17 protein-coding genes are annotated in these 14,867 nt (G+C 68.4%); 9 read left to right on the top strand and 8 right to left on the bottom strand.

What is annotated here, in order from left to right; translation table 11 throughout:
- The first annotated feature begins 15 nt into the window (after window positions 1–15).
- Genes ABZ803_RS29220 through ABZ803_RS29230 form a run of 3 tightly spaced genes read left to right on the top strand, consistent with a single transcriptional unit; the run spans window position 16 to window position 3,257 of the window.
- Window positions 16–1,797: a thiamine pyrophosphate-requiring protein gene (locus ABZ803_RS29220; protein ID WP_357044179.1), complete on the top strand. Its 1,782-nt coding sequence runs from the start codon at window positions 16–18 to the stop codon at window positions 1,795–1,797.
- Between the two features lie 19 nt (window positions 1,798–1,816).
- The gene (locus ABZ803_RS29225) at window positions 1,817–2,377 is read left to right on the top strand and encodes a hemerythrin domain-containing protein (protein ID WP_357044181.1); all 561 of its coding nucleotides are present in this window, start codon (window positions 1,817–1,819) and stop codon (window positions 2,375–2,377) included.
- Window positions 2,378–2,417: 40 nt separating this feature from the next.
- Window positions 2,418–3,257 carry an SDR family oxidoreductase gene (locus ABZ803_RS29230; protein ID WP_062970615.1) on the top strand — a complete coding sequence of 280 codons (840 nt, stop codon included), beginning with the start codon at window positions 2,418–2,420 and terminating at the stop codon, window positions 3,255–3,257.
- A gap of 60 nt (window positions 3,258–3,317) precedes the next feature.
- Here the strand turns inward: ABZ803_RS29230 and ABZ803_RS29235 are convergent, their stop codons facing one another.
- Both ABZ803_RS29235 and ABZ803_RS29240 read right to left on the bottom strand, forming a co-directional pair.
- Window positions 3,318–3,548 (bottom strand): DUF6480 family protein, encoded by a 231-nt coding sequence (locus ABZ803_RS29235; RefSeq protein ID WP_062970613.1) that lies wholly within the window; start codon window positions 3,546–3,548, stop codon window positions 3,318–3,320.
- 135 nt (window positions 3,549–3,683) lie between these two features.
- Complete coding sequence (locus ABZ803_RS29240) at window positions 3,684–4,112, bottom strand: hypothetical protein (protein ID WP_357044183.1); 429 nt, start codon at window positions 4,110–4,112, stop codon at window positions 3,684–3,686.
- A 168-nt stretch (window positions 4,113–4,280) separates the two neighbouring features.
- Between ABZ803_RS29240 and ABZ803_RS29245 the strand changes: the two genes are divergently transcribed.
- The 3 genes from ABZ803_RS29245 to ABZ803_RS29255 all read left to right on the top strand — a co-directional run bounded on the left by ABZ803_RS29245 (window position 4,281) and on the right by ABZ803_RS29255 (window position 6,695).
- The gene (locus ABZ803_RS29245) at window positions 4,281–4,904 is read left to right on the top strand and encodes a hypothetical protein (protein ID WP_357044185.1); all 624 of its coding nucleotides are present in this window, start codon (window positions 4,281–4,283) and stop codon (window positions 4,902–4,904) included.
- Between the two features lie 121 nt (window positions 4,905–5,025).
- Complete coding sequence (locus ABZ803_RS29250) at window positions 5,026–5,805, top strand: helix-turn-helix transcriptional regulator (protein ID WP_357044187.1); 780 nt, start codon at window positions 5,026–5,028, stop codon at window positions 5,803–5,805.
- Window positions 5,802–6,695 (top strand): fructosamine kinase family protein, encoded by an 894-nt coding sequence (locus ABZ803_RS29255; protein WP_357044189.1) that lies wholly within the window; start codon window positions 5,802–5,804, stop codon window positions 6,693–6,695. Before ABZ803_RS29250 ends, ABZ803_RS29255 begins: the two co-directional genes overlap by 4 nt.
- On the opposite strand, the gene ABZ803_RS29260 is transcribed toward ABZ803_RS29255, so the two are convergent.
- Both ABZ803_RS29260 and ABZ803_RS29265 read right to left on the bottom strand, forming a co-directional pair.
- Window positions 6,673–7,548, bottom strand: a complete 876-nt coding sequence (locus ABZ803_RS29260; protein WP_357044191.1) for a TIGR03619 family F420-dependent LLM class oxidoreductase — start codon at window positions 7,546–7,548, stop codon at window positions 6,673–6,675. The genes ABZ803_RS29255 and ABZ803_RS29260 overlap by 23 nt on opposite strands.
- Window positions 7,549–7,696: 148 nt before the next feature.
- Entirely contained in the window at window positions 7,697–8,215 is a 519-nt protein-coding gene (locus ABZ803_RS29265) for a VOC family protein (protein WP_357044193.1), read from the bottom strand.
- A 61-nt stretch (window positions 8,216–8,276) separates the two neighbouring features.
- Here ABZ803_RS29265 and ABZ803_RS29270 point away from each other — a divergent pair, with 61 nt between their 5' ends.
- The gene (locus ABZ803_RS29270; RefSeq protein ID WP_357044195.1) at window positions 8,277–8,915 is read left to right on the top strand and encodes a TetR family transcriptional regulator; all 639 of its coding nucleotides are present in this window, start codon (window positions 8,277–8,279) and stop codon (window positions 8,913–8,915) included.
- Between the two features lie 32 nt (window positions 8,916–8,947).
- Here ABZ803_RS29270 and ABZ803_RS29275 read toward each other — a convergent pair whose 3' ends face one another.
- Entirely contained in the window at window positions 8,948–9,211 is a 264-nt protein-coding gene (locus tag ABZ803_RS29275) for a hypothetical protein (RefSeq protein WP_357044197.1), read from the bottom strand.
- A 181-nt stretch (window positions 9,212–9,392) separates the two neighbouring features.
- On the opposite strand from ABZ803_RS29275, the gene ABZ803_RS29280 reads away from it, so the two are divergent.
- Entirely contained in the window at window positions 9,393–9,563 is a 171-nt protein-coding gene (locus ABZ803_RS29280; protein WP_357044199.1) for a hypothetical protein, read from the top strand.
- Between the two features lie 83 nt (window positions 9,564–9,646).
- Window positions 9,647–10,981, top strand: coding sequence for an NtaA/DmoA family FMN-dependent monooxygenase (locus ABZ803_RS29285; RefSeq protein WP_357044201.1), 1,335 nt, complete (start codon window positions 9,647–9,649; stop codon window positions 10,979–10,981).
- Between the two features lie 108 nt (window positions 10,982–11,089).
- On the opposite strand, the gene ABZ803_RS29290 is transcribed toward ABZ803_RS29285, so the two are convergent.
- The 3 genes from ABZ803_RS29290 to ABZ803_RS29300 all read right to left on the bottom strand — a co-directional run bounded on the left by ABZ803_RS29290 (window position 11,090) and on the right by ABZ803_RS29300 (window position 14,808).
- Window positions 11,090–11,896: a hypothetical protein gene (locus ABZ803_RS29290; RefSeq protein ID WP_357044203.1), complete on the bottom strand. Its 807-nt coding sequence runs from the start codon at window positions 11,894–11,896 to the stop codon at window positions 11,090–11,092.
- A gap of 649 nt (window positions 11,897–12,545) precedes the next feature.
- A complete protein-coding gene (gene prcB / locus ABZ803_RS29295) occupies window positions 12,546–13,373 on the bottom strand; it encodes a proteasome subunit beta (protein WP_357044205.1) in 828 nt (275 codons plus the stop codon).
- A 115-nt stretch (window positions 13,374–13,488) separates the two neighbouring features.
- Window positions 13,489–14,808 (bottom strand): family 1 glycosylhydrolase, encoded by a 1,320-nt coding sequence (locus tag ABZ803_RS29300; protein WP_357044207.1) that lies wholly within the window; start codon window positions 14,806–14,808, stop codon window positions 13,489–13,491.
- Window positions 14,809–14,867 lie beyond the last annotated feature (59 nt).

Consider the following 14,867-nt stretch of genomic DNA (forward strand, 5'->3'; position numbering starts at 1 on the left):
GACAGGAGGACCCCTATGGCTCGACAGGTCGGTGACTACGTCGTACAACGTCTGCGGGAGTGGGGGGTGCGGCAGGTCTTCGGTTATCCCGGCGACGGGATCAACGGCCTGATCGCCGCTTTCGGCCGCGCGGACGACGATCCGGCGTTCATCCAAGCCCGCCACGAGGAGATGTCGGCGTTCCAGGCCACCGGATACGCCAAATTCAGCGGCAAGGTGGGCGTGTGCACCGCGACCTCGGGCCCGGGGGCGATCCATCTGCTCAACGGTTTGTACGACGCGAAACTCGATCACGTCCCGGTGGTGGCGATCGTCGGGCAGACCGCGCGCAGCGCGATGGGCGGCAGCTATCAGCAGGAAGTCGATCTACAGAACCTGTTCAAGGACGTCGCGTCCGACTACTTGGTCGAGGTGAACGTCGCCGCCCAGTTGCCCAACGCGCTGGACCGCGCCTTCCGGGTCGCGATCGCGCGGCGGGCCCCGACCGCGGTGATCCTGCCGTCGGACCTGCAGGAGCAGCCCTACGAGCCACCGCAGCACGCCTTCAAGCAGGTGCCGTCGAGCTCGCCCGGACAGGCGGCGGCGCGCGTGATTCCCGCGCACGAGGACATCCGGCGTGCCGCGGAGGTGCTCGACGCCGGATCCAAGGTCGCGATCCTGATCGGGCAGGGCGCCCGTTCGGCCGCCGAGGAGGTCGTGGAACTCGCCGAGCGCACCGGCGCGGGCGTGGCGAAGGCTCTGCTGGGCAAGGACGTCCTGCCCGACGATCTGCCTTTCGTCACCGGAGCGATCGGATTGCTCGGCAGCAGGCCCAGTTACGAACTCATGCGCGACTGCGACACGCTGCTGATCGTCGGATCGAACTTCCCCTACAGCCAGTTCCTACCCGAGTTCGGGCAGGCCCGCGCCGTGCAGATCGACATCGACGGCACCATGATCGGCATGCGGTACCCGACCGAGGTGAACCTGGTCGGCGACGCGAGATCGACGTTGGCGGAACTGATTCCGCTCGTGCGGCGCAAGGACGACCGCGGCTGGCGGGAGAAGATCGAGAAGAACGTCGCCCGCTGGTGGCAGACCGTCGAACGCCAGTCCCTGCTGGACGCCCACCCGGTCAACCCCATGCGGGTGGTGTGGGAGCTGTCCGAGCGCATTCCCGACGACGCGATCGTCACCGCGGATTCCGGGTCCTCCACCAACTGGTATGCCCGCTGCCTGCGCTTGCGCGGCCGGATGCGCGGGTCGCTGTCGGGCACCCTGGCGACCATGGGGCCGGGCGTGCCCTACGCCATCGGCGCCAAGTTCGCCCACCCCGACCGGCCCGCGATCGCGCTGGTCGGTGACGGCGCCATGCAGATGAACGGGATGGCCGAACTGCTCACCATCGCCCGCTACCGCCCCCGCTGGAGCGATCCGCGCCTGATCGTCTGCGTCTTCCACAACAACGACCTCAACCAGGTCACCTGGGAGCTGCGCGCCATGGGCGGCGCACCGAAATTCGAGCAGTCGCAGGCCCTTCCCGACGTCTCCTACGCCGAAGTCGCCCGCAGCGCGGGCCTGACCGGCATCACCGTGCGCACTCCCGAGGAGCTCGGGCCTGCCTGGGACCGCGCCCTGCACGCCGACGGCCCGGTGGTGCTCGACGTGCACTGCGACCCCGACGTGCCGCCCATCCCGCCGCACGCGACCTGGGATCAGATGAAGGACACCGCCGAAGCCGTGCTGCGCGGCGACCCGGACGCCTGGCATCTGATCGCGCAGGGTGCGAAAACCAAAGTCCAGGAGTTCATTCCGTAGCGACAGAAACGAGTGTGCGATGACCGAACAGGATGTCGTCGAGCTGCTGACCGCCCAGCACGAGGAGATCTTCGCGTTGCTGGCGCGGCTGAAGGCGGGCGAAAACGGGAAACAGGAGCTGTTCACCGAGTTGGTGCGGTTGCTGGCCGTGCACGAGAGCGCCGAGGAGGAGGTCGTGCATCCGGTCGCCGGGCGGGCTCGTTTCGGCGCGGACGCCGACATCGTGCAGCCGCGGCTGGAGGAGGAGAACGCGGCCAAACGCGCCCTCGCGGACCTCTACGACCTGGGGGTGGACCACCCCGATTTCGACGCCCGGCTCGCGAAGTTCGCCGACGCCGTGGCCGAGCACGCCGCGCACGAGGAGACCGAGGAGTTCACCCTGCTGCGCGCGCAGTTCTCGACCAGCCAGTTGCAGCGGATGGCGGGCTCGCTACGCGCCGCCGAAGCCGTGGCACCCACCCGCCCGCACCCGCACACGGGGGAGTCCGCTGTCGCGAACCTGCTGGCGGGCCCGCCGCTGGCGGTGTTCGACCGCGCTCGCGACGCGGTGCGCGACTGGCGGCACAACCAGGACACGTGAATCACCCCCAGCCCACGAAGCGGAGAAGGAGAACACCGACATGGGGTTTCCCGAGCAGCAGCAAGAAGTTCCCGGCATCCAGGCCCGGATGACCCCCGTACCGGACTGCGGTGAGGACAGCTACCGTGGCTCCGGCAAACTGACCGGCAAGGCCGCCGTCATCACCGGCGCAGACAGCGGAATCGGCCGGGCGGTGGCGATCGCCTACGCACGCGAGGGCGCGGACGTGCTGATCTCCTACCTCGACGAGGACGAGGACGCCAAGGAAGTCGCCGACCTGGTGACGCAGGCCGGACGCAAAGCCGTCCTGGTGCCCGGCGACCTGTCGGAGGCCGCCCATTGCCGCGCCGTCATCGATCGGGCCGTGCGGGAATTCGGGAAGATCGACATCCTGGTGAGCAACGCGGCCTTCCAGATGACACACCAGACGCTGGAGGAGATCAGCGACGAGGAATTCGAGCACACCGTCAAATTGAATATCAACGCCTACTTCTACCTGGTGAAGGCGGCGCTGCCGCACATGCCCGCGGGGTCGTCGATCATCGGCAGCTCCTCGGTCAACTCCGACATGCCCTCGCCGACCCTGGCACCGTACGCCGCGACCAAAGCCGCCATCGCGAACTTCTCCGCCAGCCTCGCGCAATTGCTGGGCGAACGGGGAATCCGGGTCAACAGCGTGGCGCCGGGACCGATCTGGACCCCGCTGATCCCCTCCACCATGCCGGTGGAGAAGGTCGCGAAGTTCGGTGACGACACGCCGTTGGGCCGCGCCGGTCAACCGGCCGAACTGGCTCCCACCTACGTCATGCTGGCCTCCGACGACGGCAGCTACGTCTCCGGCGCTCGCATCGCGGTCACCGGTGGCAGGCCGATCCTGTGACGTTTCGCGCACGCTTACCCGCCCGGTCGGCCGTGACGGCCGACCGGCAGCGGGGGCGGGTCACAGCATCGACACCACGATGCCGACCGCCACGGCGAGGAACAACAGGATCACCAGCGCTCCGATGAGCATCGCCACGACCCCGGTGACCGGGAAGTGATGGCTGGTGCTGGGCTCCGGCGCCGACAGCCCGGAGGTCTGCGGGGTGTCCGGCGGGGTCGCGCCCGGCGCCACTCCGCCGCCCGGTTCCAGATCGGGGGTTTTCGCGGGATCGGGGTCCATCGCACTCATAGCCGCTCCCTACTCGCCGTCGTTGCCCGGCACCTCGGGTGCCCCGGGCCGTTTACCGGTCCTCTTCCGATACAGGATCACGGCGCCGACCAGCACCGCGAGCGCGAGAATCACCAACAGTTCCATGCCCGGGTCCTACCCGGTATCCGCGCGCCCAATCGGCACGCGTCCGGCTATCGCCGGCCGGTTCCGCACGAGGGCATAGTGCCCGGCGGTCTCCTGGAACGCGACCGCCGCATCGATCGCCGCGTCGTCCGGGACGGGACCGCCCGGCGGGACGACGACCAGTTTGTCGTCATCGTCGTAGAGCCGGTGGACGATCGCGACGCAACACCCGCGCGCGAAAACCAGCGGTTCGGACGGTCCGAGATAGTAGGCGTCGAGCTCCAGCCCATCGGGAGCACGGGTGAGCGGCACGTAGCCGTAGTTGGCGAAGTAGCGGAAACCGCACCGCGGGTGACGGCTCCCGTAGGGGCGGTCGATGACCAGATCCACCGTCCCGCCGAGGAATAGGCGCGCCAAGCGCAGCGACTCCGAATCCTCGAGCATCCCCCGGTCGGTCATCGACCTAGGCTACGGCAGCTCGATCGGGCCGTCGGGGAGAGGACCGCCCATACGGCCAGGCACCGCGTCCACGGGTGCGGGCATTGCGTGCGGGCGTGGCCTGGAGGAAGGTGAATTATGTCCGGTGGCGCCACCGGGGCGCCACCCTGACAGGGCAGGAGGTGGCCCGTGTACGCACGTTCCAGCACCATCGCGGCGCAACCGTCATCGATGGACGACGGGCTCGCATATCTGCGTGATGAACTGATGCCGAAGCTGTCCGAGATCCAGGGATGGGTCGGTTTGTCCTTGATGGCCGACCGGTCGACGGGACGCTGCATCGCCACGACTTCCTGGGAGAGCGAGGAGGCGTTGCGTGCCAGCAGAGGACGCGTCCAGCAACTGCGTGAGGGCATGGCCCGGCGCCTCGGCGGGCGGGCCGAGCGCGTGGAGGAGTGGGAGATCGCGGTGATGCACCGTGACCACCCGGCAGGCAACGATGCCTGCACCCGCTGCACCTGGGTCCAGGTCGATCCGGCCCAGGTCGACCGGCTGGCCGACATGTTCAAGATGGAAGTTCTGCCGCAGACGGAGATGCTCGACGGATTCTGCAGCGCGAGCCTGTTCATCGACCGCGACAGCGGCCGAGCGGTGGGTGCGACCGTGTGGGAGAACCGGCAGGCGATGGACGGCAGCCGCGAGCAGACCAATCAGATCAGGGCCACGGCGACCCAACGGGTGGGCGCCAACGTCCTGGAAGTGGGGGAGTTCGATCTGGCCTTCGCGCACCTGCGCGTACCCGAGATGGCGTGAAAGCACGGACGTCCGGCCGGAAAACGAGCCTTCCGGCCGGGTATCCGCGTGCCGCGCAGGGGTAGTCGTCATTACCCGAGAGGTAATGGCCACGCCCCCCGGCCGTTCGTAGGATCGGGGCGTGAGTACCCCAACGGCAGGTGACCTGCTGCGACATTGGCGTCTGGAACGCAGGCTGAGCCAGCTGGAACTGGCCGGACGGGCCGACACCTCGGCGCGGCATCTGAGCTTCATCGAAACCGGACGCGCCACCCCGAGCCGCACCATGATCGTGCACCTGTCCAAGCATCTGGAGATCCCGTTGCGCGAGCGCAACCGTGTCCTGCTGGCCGCGGGCTACGCCCCCGCCTACGCGCAACCCGGCCTGGACACTCCCGCGATGGACGCCGTTCGCGGCGCCATGCGCCAGATCCTCGCCGGTCACGAGCCCTACCCCGCTTTGGCCATCGACCAGAACTGGACGATGGTCGACGCCAACAGCGGCGTGTCCGTGCTCATCGCGGGTATCGATCCGGCGCTGGTGACACCGCCGGTGAACGCTCTGCGCCTGAGCCTGCATCCCGACGGCATGGCAGGCCGCATCCGCAACCTCGCCGAGTGGCGCGGCCACATCTTCGCCCGCCTGGCGCGCCAAGCCGAGGTCACCGGCTCCCCGGACCTGGCCGATCTGCTCGAGGAGTTGCGGTCCTATCCCGGCGGCGAAGTGGAACTCGCCGTCCCCGAACCCGACCAGGCGGTGGTGCCGCTGCGGATCGACCACGACGGGAACGAGCTGTCGTTTCTCAGTGTCACCACGGTGTTCGGCACCCCGATGAACGTCACCGTCGCCGAACTGGCCATCGAGTCGTTCTTCCCCGCCGACGAGGACACGATGAAGCGGCTCACCGCGGGCGCCCGGTGAGCCGCGCGGCCCAGCTGTCGGCGCTGCTGACCGTGCCCGTGCGCACCGTCACCGACCTCGGCGCCCGTCACGCGTGGACCCTGCACCGCGCCGAAACGGCCGACGGCCGATCGCTGTTCGTGAAGGCGACGGCCGAGCCGACACCCGTCTTCGCGGCGGAAGCGGCGGGTCTGACCTGGCTGCGAGACACCGCGCCCGGCCCGGCCGGCGACGGCAACCAGGCCATGCTGCCGGAGGTGCTGGCCGTCGACGACCGGATGCTGGTGCTGCCGTGGCTGGAGGAAACCGGCCCCACCCCCGCGGCCGCCGAGCGATTCGGTCGCGAACTGGCCACACTGCACGCCCACCGAGCCGCGCTGTTCGGTGCGCTGTGGGAGGGCTGGATCGCGAGCCTGCCCCTGCCCAACACCCCGACCAGCGGACCGTGGTCGCGGTGGTACGCCGAATATCGCCTCACCCCCTACCTCGCCCGGGCGGCCCCGCATCTCGGCGAAGACGGAACACGCCTGATCGAGCGCGTCATCGATCGCATCGATGACCTGGCCGGACCCACCGAACCACCGGCTCGCATCCACGGCGACCTGTGGTCGGGCAACGTCCTGTGGACCCAGGGACGGGCGATGCTCATCGATCCCGCCGCGCACGCCGGCCACCGCGAGACCGACCTGGCCATGCTCGCCCTCTTCGGCATTCCACACCTGGACCGCATCCAGGCCGCCTACCACGAGACCCATCCGCTCGCCGACGGATGGCGAACCCGCACGCCGCTGCATCAACTGCATCCGCTGCTGGTGCACCTCGTGCTGTTCGGCGCGGGCTACCGCGCGCAGACCCTCGCCGCGGCCACCGCCGCGCTCGCGTCCCGGCCTATCCGCCGACCCGCGCAATGACCTTCTCCGCGAAGCGCGACAGGTTGGCGATCTTCGTCTCCAGCGGCTCGGTGTCCTGCTCGGTGGTGTAGGGCAGCCGGAAGCCGACGATCACGTCGGTGACCCCTTTGTCCTCGAGGCGTTTGATGCCGTCGACGGTGAACCCGTCCAGCGAGATCACATGCACCTCGAAATCCTTGCGGGTGCCGTACTCCGCGCGCAGGACATCCAATTCGGCCAGCAGCCGGTCCAGTTCGGCGCCGTCGCCACCGGCGTGCATCCACCCGTCGCCGCGCTGCGCGGCCCGGCGCAACGCGGGCTTGCTGTGCCCGCCGACGAGAATCGGCACCGGTTCGGTCGGCACCGGGCTGATCTTGATCGGCGGGATGTCGTAGAACTGCCCGTGGTATTCGAAGTAGCCGCCCGCCGAGAGCCCGCGCACGATGTCGATGCACTCGTCCATCCGCGCGCCGCGCTTGTCGAACGGCACCCCCATGATCTCGAAATCGTCGGGCCAGGGGCTGATGCCGACGCCCAGCCCGAACCGGTTGCCGCTCAGCGCGGCGACCGAGGCGGCCTGCTTGGCCACCAGCACGGGCGGCCGGATCGGCAGCTTCAGCACGAACGGCGTGAAACGCAACGTGGTGGTGACCGCCGCCATCGCCGCGCTGAGCACGAACGCCTCGACGAACGGTTTGTCCTCCAGGAATTCGCGGCTGCCGTCGGGGGTGTAGGGATACTTCGCGTCGGACTCCTTCGGATACGCCACGCTGTCGGCGACCGCCATGGAGGTGTAGCCGGCCTCCTCGGCGGCTTTGGCGAGAGCGAGGTAATACGACGGATCGGTCATCGTCTCGGCGTAGGTGAAGCGCATAGTGCTCGCCTTCCTGGCGCGTCCAGCGCGCCGCGCGGGTCCCGGCGCCGGTGCCAGGGGATCGGGCCGGCGCCGAGACGTGAGAGGAACTGCCGCAAGCGGAACCGGGCCGCCTCGATGGTGTCGAGGCCGCCCGGTGGATCACCGCCTACTGCCATGGGTTGGTGAAGCCTTCCGGAATCAGGTGGTCGAACATCGCCCTCATCTCCGGCGAGAGCCGCAGCAGTTCGATGTACGAGCCGATCGGCCCACCGTCGAGGTAGGCGAACTCCATCCCGACGCCCTCGAACCTGCCACGCGCGGCGATCTCGATGCCGGCCTCGGTGGCCTCGGCGAGCGCGGCGTCGTAGTCGTCGGGCACCCAGGCGGCGTGATGCAGTCCGGGACCGACACGTGCCAGGTGCTCGGAATACAGGCTCACCCCGCCACGCGGCTCGATCAGCTCCAGTTGCTGCCCGCCCGCGTAACCGAGCGCCACGCCGATCGTGTAATCGGCGGGCGCCCCGCGCAGTTCGGCGGTACCGGGCCCGAAATGGACCTCCGGGATGGTGAACCAGTCGCCGACTCCGTACCGAGTGGCGAACGCCCGAGTGGCCGCGGCCAGATCGGCCACCACCCAGCACAGTTGAAAGATCGGGCCGCCGGTGACCACCGCCACATCATCCACGCCGTTCAATTAATCATCTGTGTTTAACATCGTCAAGGCTCGTGTTTAGTACAGTGCGGATATGCCGAGCGACGAATCGCGCGCCGCCTTGCTCGACGCCGGGGAACGCCTCATCGCCGAACGCGGCGTAGACGTGCCGTTGCGCGACATCGCCGCCGCCGCCGGTCAGCGCAACAACTCCGCGGTGCACTACTACTTCGAATCGCGCACCGGACTGATCGAAGCCATTGTCGAGCGCCGGATGAACCGGCTCGAACAGCGCCGCATGCAATTGCTGGCCGCCCACGAAGCCGAGGGCCGCGCCAACGACGTGAACGCCCTCGTCGCCATGCTCGCCACCCCGATCCTAGAACTGCTCGGCCACGACCGAGTGACCCATCTGGGCCGGTTCCTGGACGTCGTGCGCACCCACCCGGTGGTGGCGGACGCCCACCGCCTCGCGGGCGCCGACCGCGCCGCCGTCCGCATCATCACCACCCGCCTGGACGCCGCGCTGACCGGGCTGCCGCGGCGCCTGCGCAGACAGCGCCTGGAGACCATGGCCACCGTCATGTTCGCGTTGATCGCCGACTACGAGCGCACCCTGGAATCGGGCGTCCGCACCGCCCACCCCGCAGACGCCGCCGAAATCGTGGACATGATCGTGGCCATGCTCACCGTGCCCGTCCACGACCACCCAGCCGCCGCCCCGCGCCGCTGACACCGGCGCGGCCGGATACCGGCACGGCTGTCTCAACCCCACGTCCGCCGCGCCCCGGCGCGGTTCGCCGCGACAGCGGCCTGCTGCCGATCGGCTTGCGGCTGCGCGGCTTCCGGGAATCTGCGGTGCAACCGGTCGATGAAACGGCGCACGGCACACAACTCGCTGTGCAACTCATGACGTGCGGCGGGATCGCCGCGATAGGAGAATTCGATATCCCGCGCCAATGTCTGGGCTCGCCGGGTGAGCAACTCCAAGAAGACCCGGGCCTGGGCGAGGTCGGCGTCTTGTTCCATGCGGTGGCCGATCTGTCGTTCGATTACGGTGTCGGTCGCCCAGTACTCCCGTGCCGCGGTCCTCGGCCGATCGGAGCAAACTGATGCTAACCGAGCCCCAGCCCCACAGGTGCCGAAATGGAACCGTCTCTCGGCTATCGCGTGGCGACTCGCCATCGCGCTCCCGGCGTATCGTGATCGTATGGGCGTCATCGGGGAGCTGTTCCCAGGTAAGAAGCTGACCCACGAGGGCAGCGAGGACAGCGACGGACAGGCCTACACGCCGCGGTTCGACATCGATCTCGACACCGGCGTGGTCCGGGTGCCGCCCGCGCAGCCACCCACCGCCGGCGACCAGCCGGAGCAGGCATGACACTTCGGATCCCGCTCGCGCGGAAAACATCTCGCTGATCGCAAACCGTTACCTCGGCGGTGCGCGCCGGTAGCGTCGCCGCAATGGTAAATGCTGGTGGGCGGCGGCGGCCGCTGAAGACCGTCACCGGAGTCAGCGGCGCGGTCGGCGTGTACGCGGCGGCCATCGATCCGGACGCGACCACGGTCGCGTCATCGATCGAGGTCGCGAAGATCGCCGAGCGTCACAAGTTCGACGCTCTGTTCGCCGCCGACCTCCTGAGTTTCGGTGCGCAGGGTGCGATCGGCGCGCAGGAACCACTGATCTTCCTGTCCGCGTTGAGCGCTGTGACCTCGCACGTCGGGCTCATCGCGACGGTGACCACCACCTTCCACCACCCCTACAATCTCGCCCGGCTCTTCGGCACCCTCGACCACATCAGCAACGGCCGGGCGGCCTGGAACGCCGTCACCTCCTCGGTGGGCGAGGAGAACTACGGCGACCAGGAACTGCCGAGCCCCGAAGACCGCTATGCCCGCGCCACCGAATCCCTCGAGGTGGTCAACGCCCTGTTCGACAGCTGGCAGCCAGGCGCCCTGAGCGCCGACGGGCACGGTGGCGCGATCCTGCACCCCACCCGAGTGCGGCCCATCGAGCACACCGGGCGGTACTTCACCGTGCGCGGGCCGCTGAACATCCCGCCCCTGCCGCAGCGCAGGCCGGTCCAGTTCCAGGCAGGGCAGTCGGCCGGCGGCATCGAACTGGGCGCGCGATTCGCCGAAGTCGTGTTCACCTCGCTGCCGACCCTCGAAGACGCGGTGACCTACACCAAGCGCATCCGCGCCCGTGCGAACGAACTCGGCCGCGCCGACGGCCTGCCGTTGATCATGAGTTCCTTCCACGCCACCTACGGCGCCACGGAATCCGAAGCCAGGCGCCTGGCGCGGGAACAAGCGGAGGCCACCGACTTCGAAGCCGGGCGAGCCGCCCTCGCCGACATGCTCGGCGGCGGCGTCGACCTGTCCGGCCTGCCGTTGGACAAGCCACTGCCGGAGAGCCTGCTGCCCGACGTGACGTCCGTGCACCGCAGACGCGGCCGCGTGGAGATCTTCAGCAACTTCGCCCGATCGGGAAAAACACTGCGCGAACTCATCATCGCCGCCAAGGACACCGGCCACTGGGCGGCCGTCGGAACACCCGAGCAACTCGCCGACGCGATCGAAGAACGCTACGACGCGGGCGTCCTCGACGTGATCTCCCTCGGCGGACTCGCCGACGAACGCACCCGTGACTTCCTCCTCAACGGACTGCTGCCCGAACTGCGCCGCCGCGGCATCGTCGGCTCCGACTACGTCGGCGCGACCTTCCGTGAAAACCTCGAACTTCCCCCGCTACCGGACCGGCTGCCCGAGGCGCACTCACACCCCTCGGCGAGATGAACCCACAGCCGTGTTCGCCATCGAGGCGGTGGGGCTCATCCGGAGATCCCGCCCGTTGTGGCCGCCTGATAAGCGAGCACAGCCGCGCGACAGGCGAGCCGCCGACCGCTACCGGGTGAGGACCGGCGTCGAACGGTGAGCCGAGGTTTCGCTCCCGGGCGGGTTCGTATTCCGCACCCAGGTGACGTTGGCGATGAGGTCGTCATCGAAGACCAATTCGTCCCACAGCACCCGCTCGGCGGCATCCGGCGTCGGCTGCGCAACAACCGGACGGGGCGCCTCCGCGGCGGCCGGAGGCGGCGTTGTCTCGGTCGGCAGCGGCGTCACCAGCCAGGACAACGCCCGCATCGTGCTGAGGCCGTACCGACGGGCGCCCTGCGCGACGGCGGCCACCGCGGCGGCGGAACTCAGCACCCCGGCGAGCAACGCCACGGGGGTCAGTCCGGCGCCTGCCATCCGCTGCTCACCGGCAGCCGAAACGGCCGTGCCGTCCCCGTCGAAGATCCGGCGCAGCCACCCTGAACCGAAACCTTCACCCGGATCGATCAGCGTCCGCAATTCCGGCCCCTTGGCATCCAGGTACAGCAAGCAGATCAGCACCAGAACCGTCACGGCCACACTGGATCCCATCACCAGAGCGGCGAGCGCACGGGAGCGCGACCGCACCTGAGCGACCGCCGCGAACACGGTGACGACCGCCGCGGCAGCGGCCAGCAGACCCCAGGCACCGCTGATGTTCATCTCACGGAATTTCGACACCGACCACTCGTCGAAACCGTTGGTGACACCGGTGACCCGGCCGAACGCGTCCGAACGCGCCTCGCCACCCGAACCGGACGCCGACAGCCACGGCTGGAACAGCAGGGCGAAGGTGACCGCATTCGTGGCCGCGGCGAACAAGAAGCCCCAGTCCACTCCCCGTGGTGGCGTCGCGCTTCGTGCCGGGCGTCCGGAGCCACGGCTCCGGCGGTGTCGCGCTTCGGTTGCCTGCCAGGGGGTTGGTTGTACCATTGCTCCAGTTTCGCCGGTGCCGCATGAATTCCACTGCCGCCCAGAGCAATAACAATGAAATTGCCTGAAGGGTGGAAAACGCGGCGCATCAATGAGATGAAATTCGATCGGGCGTCATCGGCCATCGACGGAATTAACCGTAAGCACCGCGGCGACACCGGGCAAGCGTGATCGATGTCCCACGCATCACCGCAGCTCCCGCCACGTCCGACCGCGGAGTGACCCAACCGGTGAGTAACATTTCGCGCACAGCGTTGAACTCGGCCTTCACGGTTTCGCCGCGACAATTACTTGCCCGTCGCAACCGAATTGCTGTGACAGGCCTAACAAGTGCGCACTGCGACGTCGGTCACAAACCCGCACCACATCCTGTGAAAACATCCGAAAAATGGAAAACGCGGTGGCGGACCGTATTTCGATCAGCACCCCCCGCGGCGGGCCGAGACGTCCGGAACCGGATCACGCCCATACTGAGAGCGGGCGCTCGCGGATCCGACCCCACCACCTGGTCATTCTGTGGCGCACAGCCGGACTGCGAACAACCCGCCGCCGCTCAGCGCCCTTCCGCCGCCGCCCGCGCGTCGGCGACCCCACGGGTGATCTCCGCCAGGCGCTCGGCCGAAACCTCGACCGCGCCCTCGGCGTCGACCAGCACCGCGGTGGGATAGAGATCGCGCAGCAGATCCGGGCCACCCGTCGCCGTATCGTCATCGGCCGCGTCGAACAGCGCCTCCACCGCAAGACGCAACGCCGCCTGCTCATCGATATCGCGGTGATAGGTCTTCTTCAACGACGACCTCGCGAACACCGACCCCGAACCGACCGCGGTGTAACCGAAACGCTCCTCCTGCCGGCCACCCACCGCGTCGTACGACACGATCCGCCCCGCCCGCTGCGGCTCGGCAGCATCCAGGTCATAGCCGACCAGCACCGGAATCACCGCCATGTCCTGCAACGCCGCGGGCAGATTCGCGCGCACCATCGCCGACAACTTCGTCGCCTTGCCGTCGAACGTCAGCGGAGCCCCTTCGATCTTCTCGTAATGCTCGAGCTCCACCGCGAACAACCGGATCATCTCCAACGCCATCCCGACCGTGCCCGCGAAACCGGCCGCCGAATACGTGTCGGTGACGAAGACCTTCCGCATATCCCGCGTCGCCACCAGATGCCCCATCGTGCCCCTGCGGTCACCGGCCACCAGCACACCACCGCGATAGCTGATCGCGACGATCGTCGTCCCGTGCGCCGCGCCGCCGCCCCCACCGCCGCCCGCCTCGAAACCCACATCGGGCAACAACCGCGGCGCGTACCGGCGCAGAAATTCCGAGAAGGACGCCGCCGGGTACTCCAAACCGAGCGGCAGGTGACTATCGGTCGTCATGATCACCTTTCCGGGCGGACACTGCCCACCCGCGAACGCGACACGTGCACTCCCGCCGACGTTACCGGAACACCACCACCGCTCGGCCGCAACCGGCATCCACCCACCCGCGGTCCTAAGCCGGGTCGTCCCCGGCGCAGGTGTCCGGCGCATCGATCCGGACACAGGGGAGCGGAGCCCGCGTCGGCCGATAATCCGGCCCCACACCACCCGCGCGGATCAGCCGGGCATACGCATCCACCGCGTCGGTCGGGCGGCGCGCCAACGTCGGATCGGTCAGCACATCGACCGTGTAGAGCCCGAACCGCGGCGCGTACGAACCCCACTCGTAGTTGTCCGTCAGACTCCAATAGTTGTAACCGATGACATTCATCCCGTCGGCCTTCGCCCGTTGCAGCCAATACACCGTGTCCCGCAGATGATCGGCGCGGCTGTACCCATCCGGACGAACCTGCCCGTTCTCCGTCGGAAGACCGTTCTCCACCACATACAGCGGACGCCCGGGGAACTGGCGCGCGTAATGCCGTAACGCGTAGTAGATGCCCTCCGGCTGCACCGGCAGCTCCCACATCGCAGGACCACCCTCCGCACCGCCCTGCGCCGACTCACCCGTCTGCGGCAACGGAGCGAAGTAGTAATCCACACCGATGAAATCCAGCTTCGCCGAGATCCGATCCACGATCGGCTGATTCACCTCCGTCTCCGCACCGGCCACATAGCCCAGATTGCTGGTCACCCGGGCATCCGGCCGATAACCGTGGATGACGTCGTAGATCTCGTTGTGCGCCAGCGCGATCCGATCCAGCATCTGCGGCGCCTCCTCGACACCGATCCCACCCGTCCGCAACTCAGTGCCGACATACGCGGCCGGCTCGTTGAACGTCACCCACAGCGGATCACGCGCGGCATACCGGCCCACCACCTTGCGCATGTTCGCCAGCCAATCCTCGACCATGCCCGGGTTACGCCACCCGCCCCGATCCAACGCCCACCCCGGATACACCCAGTGATCCAAGGTCAGCATCGGCCGCATCCCCGCCGCCAGAATCCGCGCGATCACATTGTCGTAGAACCCGAACGCCGCCTCGTCCCAGGCATGCGGCGCCGGTTGCAGCCGAGCCCACTCGATACCCACCCGATAGACCCGCACCCCCAGACGCGCCGCCAGATCGATATCGGAGATATAGCGGCGCGCGAAGTCCACCGAATCCCGATACGGATCCGCCGTCCCACCCGCCGCGATGAAACGCGACCAGTTGCTGTCCGGCGCATGACCTTCGGACTGGAACCCCGACGACGCCACACCCCACAGGAACTCCGCATCGAACGCAGGCAGCACCGGACTCGGCTGAGCAGCGGAAACACCCGAAGCCATCAGCACCGCCGCGGCAGCCGACAGCGCGGCGAACCCGCGCCGATGAGTGCGTGTACGCATCGCCGTAGCGTAGCTGTCAGATTGCTGGCTGCCCGGGCAGGAAATCGCGTGTCGCCGGT

Source organism: Nocardia sp. NPDC047648 (assembly GCF_040642815.1).
GTDB lineage: Bacteria > Actinomycetota > Actinomycetes > Mycobacteriales > Mycobacteriaceae > Nocardia > Nocardia gamkensis.

What these genes read in the sequence shown, in the direction of transcription:
- ABZ803_RS29260 (WP_357044191.1), bottom strand. Translation starts at nt 7,548, where the DNA reads ATGCGCTTCACCTACGCCGAGACGATGACCGATCCGTCGTATTACCTC.
- ABZ803_RS29280 (WP_357044199.1), top strand. Translation starts at nt 9,393, where the DNA reads ATGGGCGTCATCGGGGAGCTGTTCCCAGGTAAGAAGCTGACCCACGAG.
- ABZ803_RS29220 (WP_357044179.1), top strand. Translation starts at nt 16, where the DNA reads ATGGCTCGACAGGTCGGTGACTACGTCGTACAACGTCTGCGGGAGTGG.
- ABZ803_RS29230 (WP_062970615.1), top strand. Translation starts at nt 2,418, where the DNA reads ATGGGGTTTCCCGAGCAGCAGCAAGAAGTTCCCGGCATCCAGGCCCGG.
- ABZ803_RS29235 (WP_062970613.1), bottom strand. Translation starts at nt 3,548, where the DNA reads ATGAGTGCGATGGACCCCGATCCCGCGAAAACCCCCGATCTGGAACCG.
- ABZ803_RS29285 (WP_357044201.1), top strand. Translation starts at nt 9,647, where the DNA reads ATGGTAAATGCTGGTGGGCGGCGGCGGCCGCTGAAGACCGTCACCGGA.
- ABZ803_RS29275 (WP_357044197.1), bottom strand. Translation starts at nt 9,211, where the DNA reads ATGGAACAAGACGCCGACCTCGCCCAGGCCCGGGTCTTCTTGGAGTTG.
- prcB (WP_357044205.1), bottom strand. Translation starts at nt 13,373, where the DNA reads ATGACGACCGATAGTCACCTGCCGCTCGGTTTGGAGTACCCGGCGGCG.
- ABZ803_RS29270 (WP_357044195.1), top strand. Translation starts at nt 8,277, where the DNA reads ATGCCGAGCGACGAATCGCGCGCCGCCTTGCTCGACGCCGGGGAACGC.
- ABZ803_RS29300 (WP_357044207.1), bottom strand. Translation starts at nt 14,808, where the DNA reads ATGCGTACACGCACTCATCGGCGCGGGTTCGCCGCGCTGTCGGCTGCC.
- ABZ803_RS29225 (WP_357044181.1), top strand. Translation starts at nt 1,817, where the DNA reads ATGACCGAACAGGATGTCGTCGAGCTGCTGACCGCCCAGCACGAGGAG.
- ABZ803_RS29240 (WP_357044183.1), bottom strand. Translation starts at nt 4,112, where the DNA reads ATGACCGACCGGGGGATGCTCGAGGATTCGGAGTCGCTGCGCTTGGCG.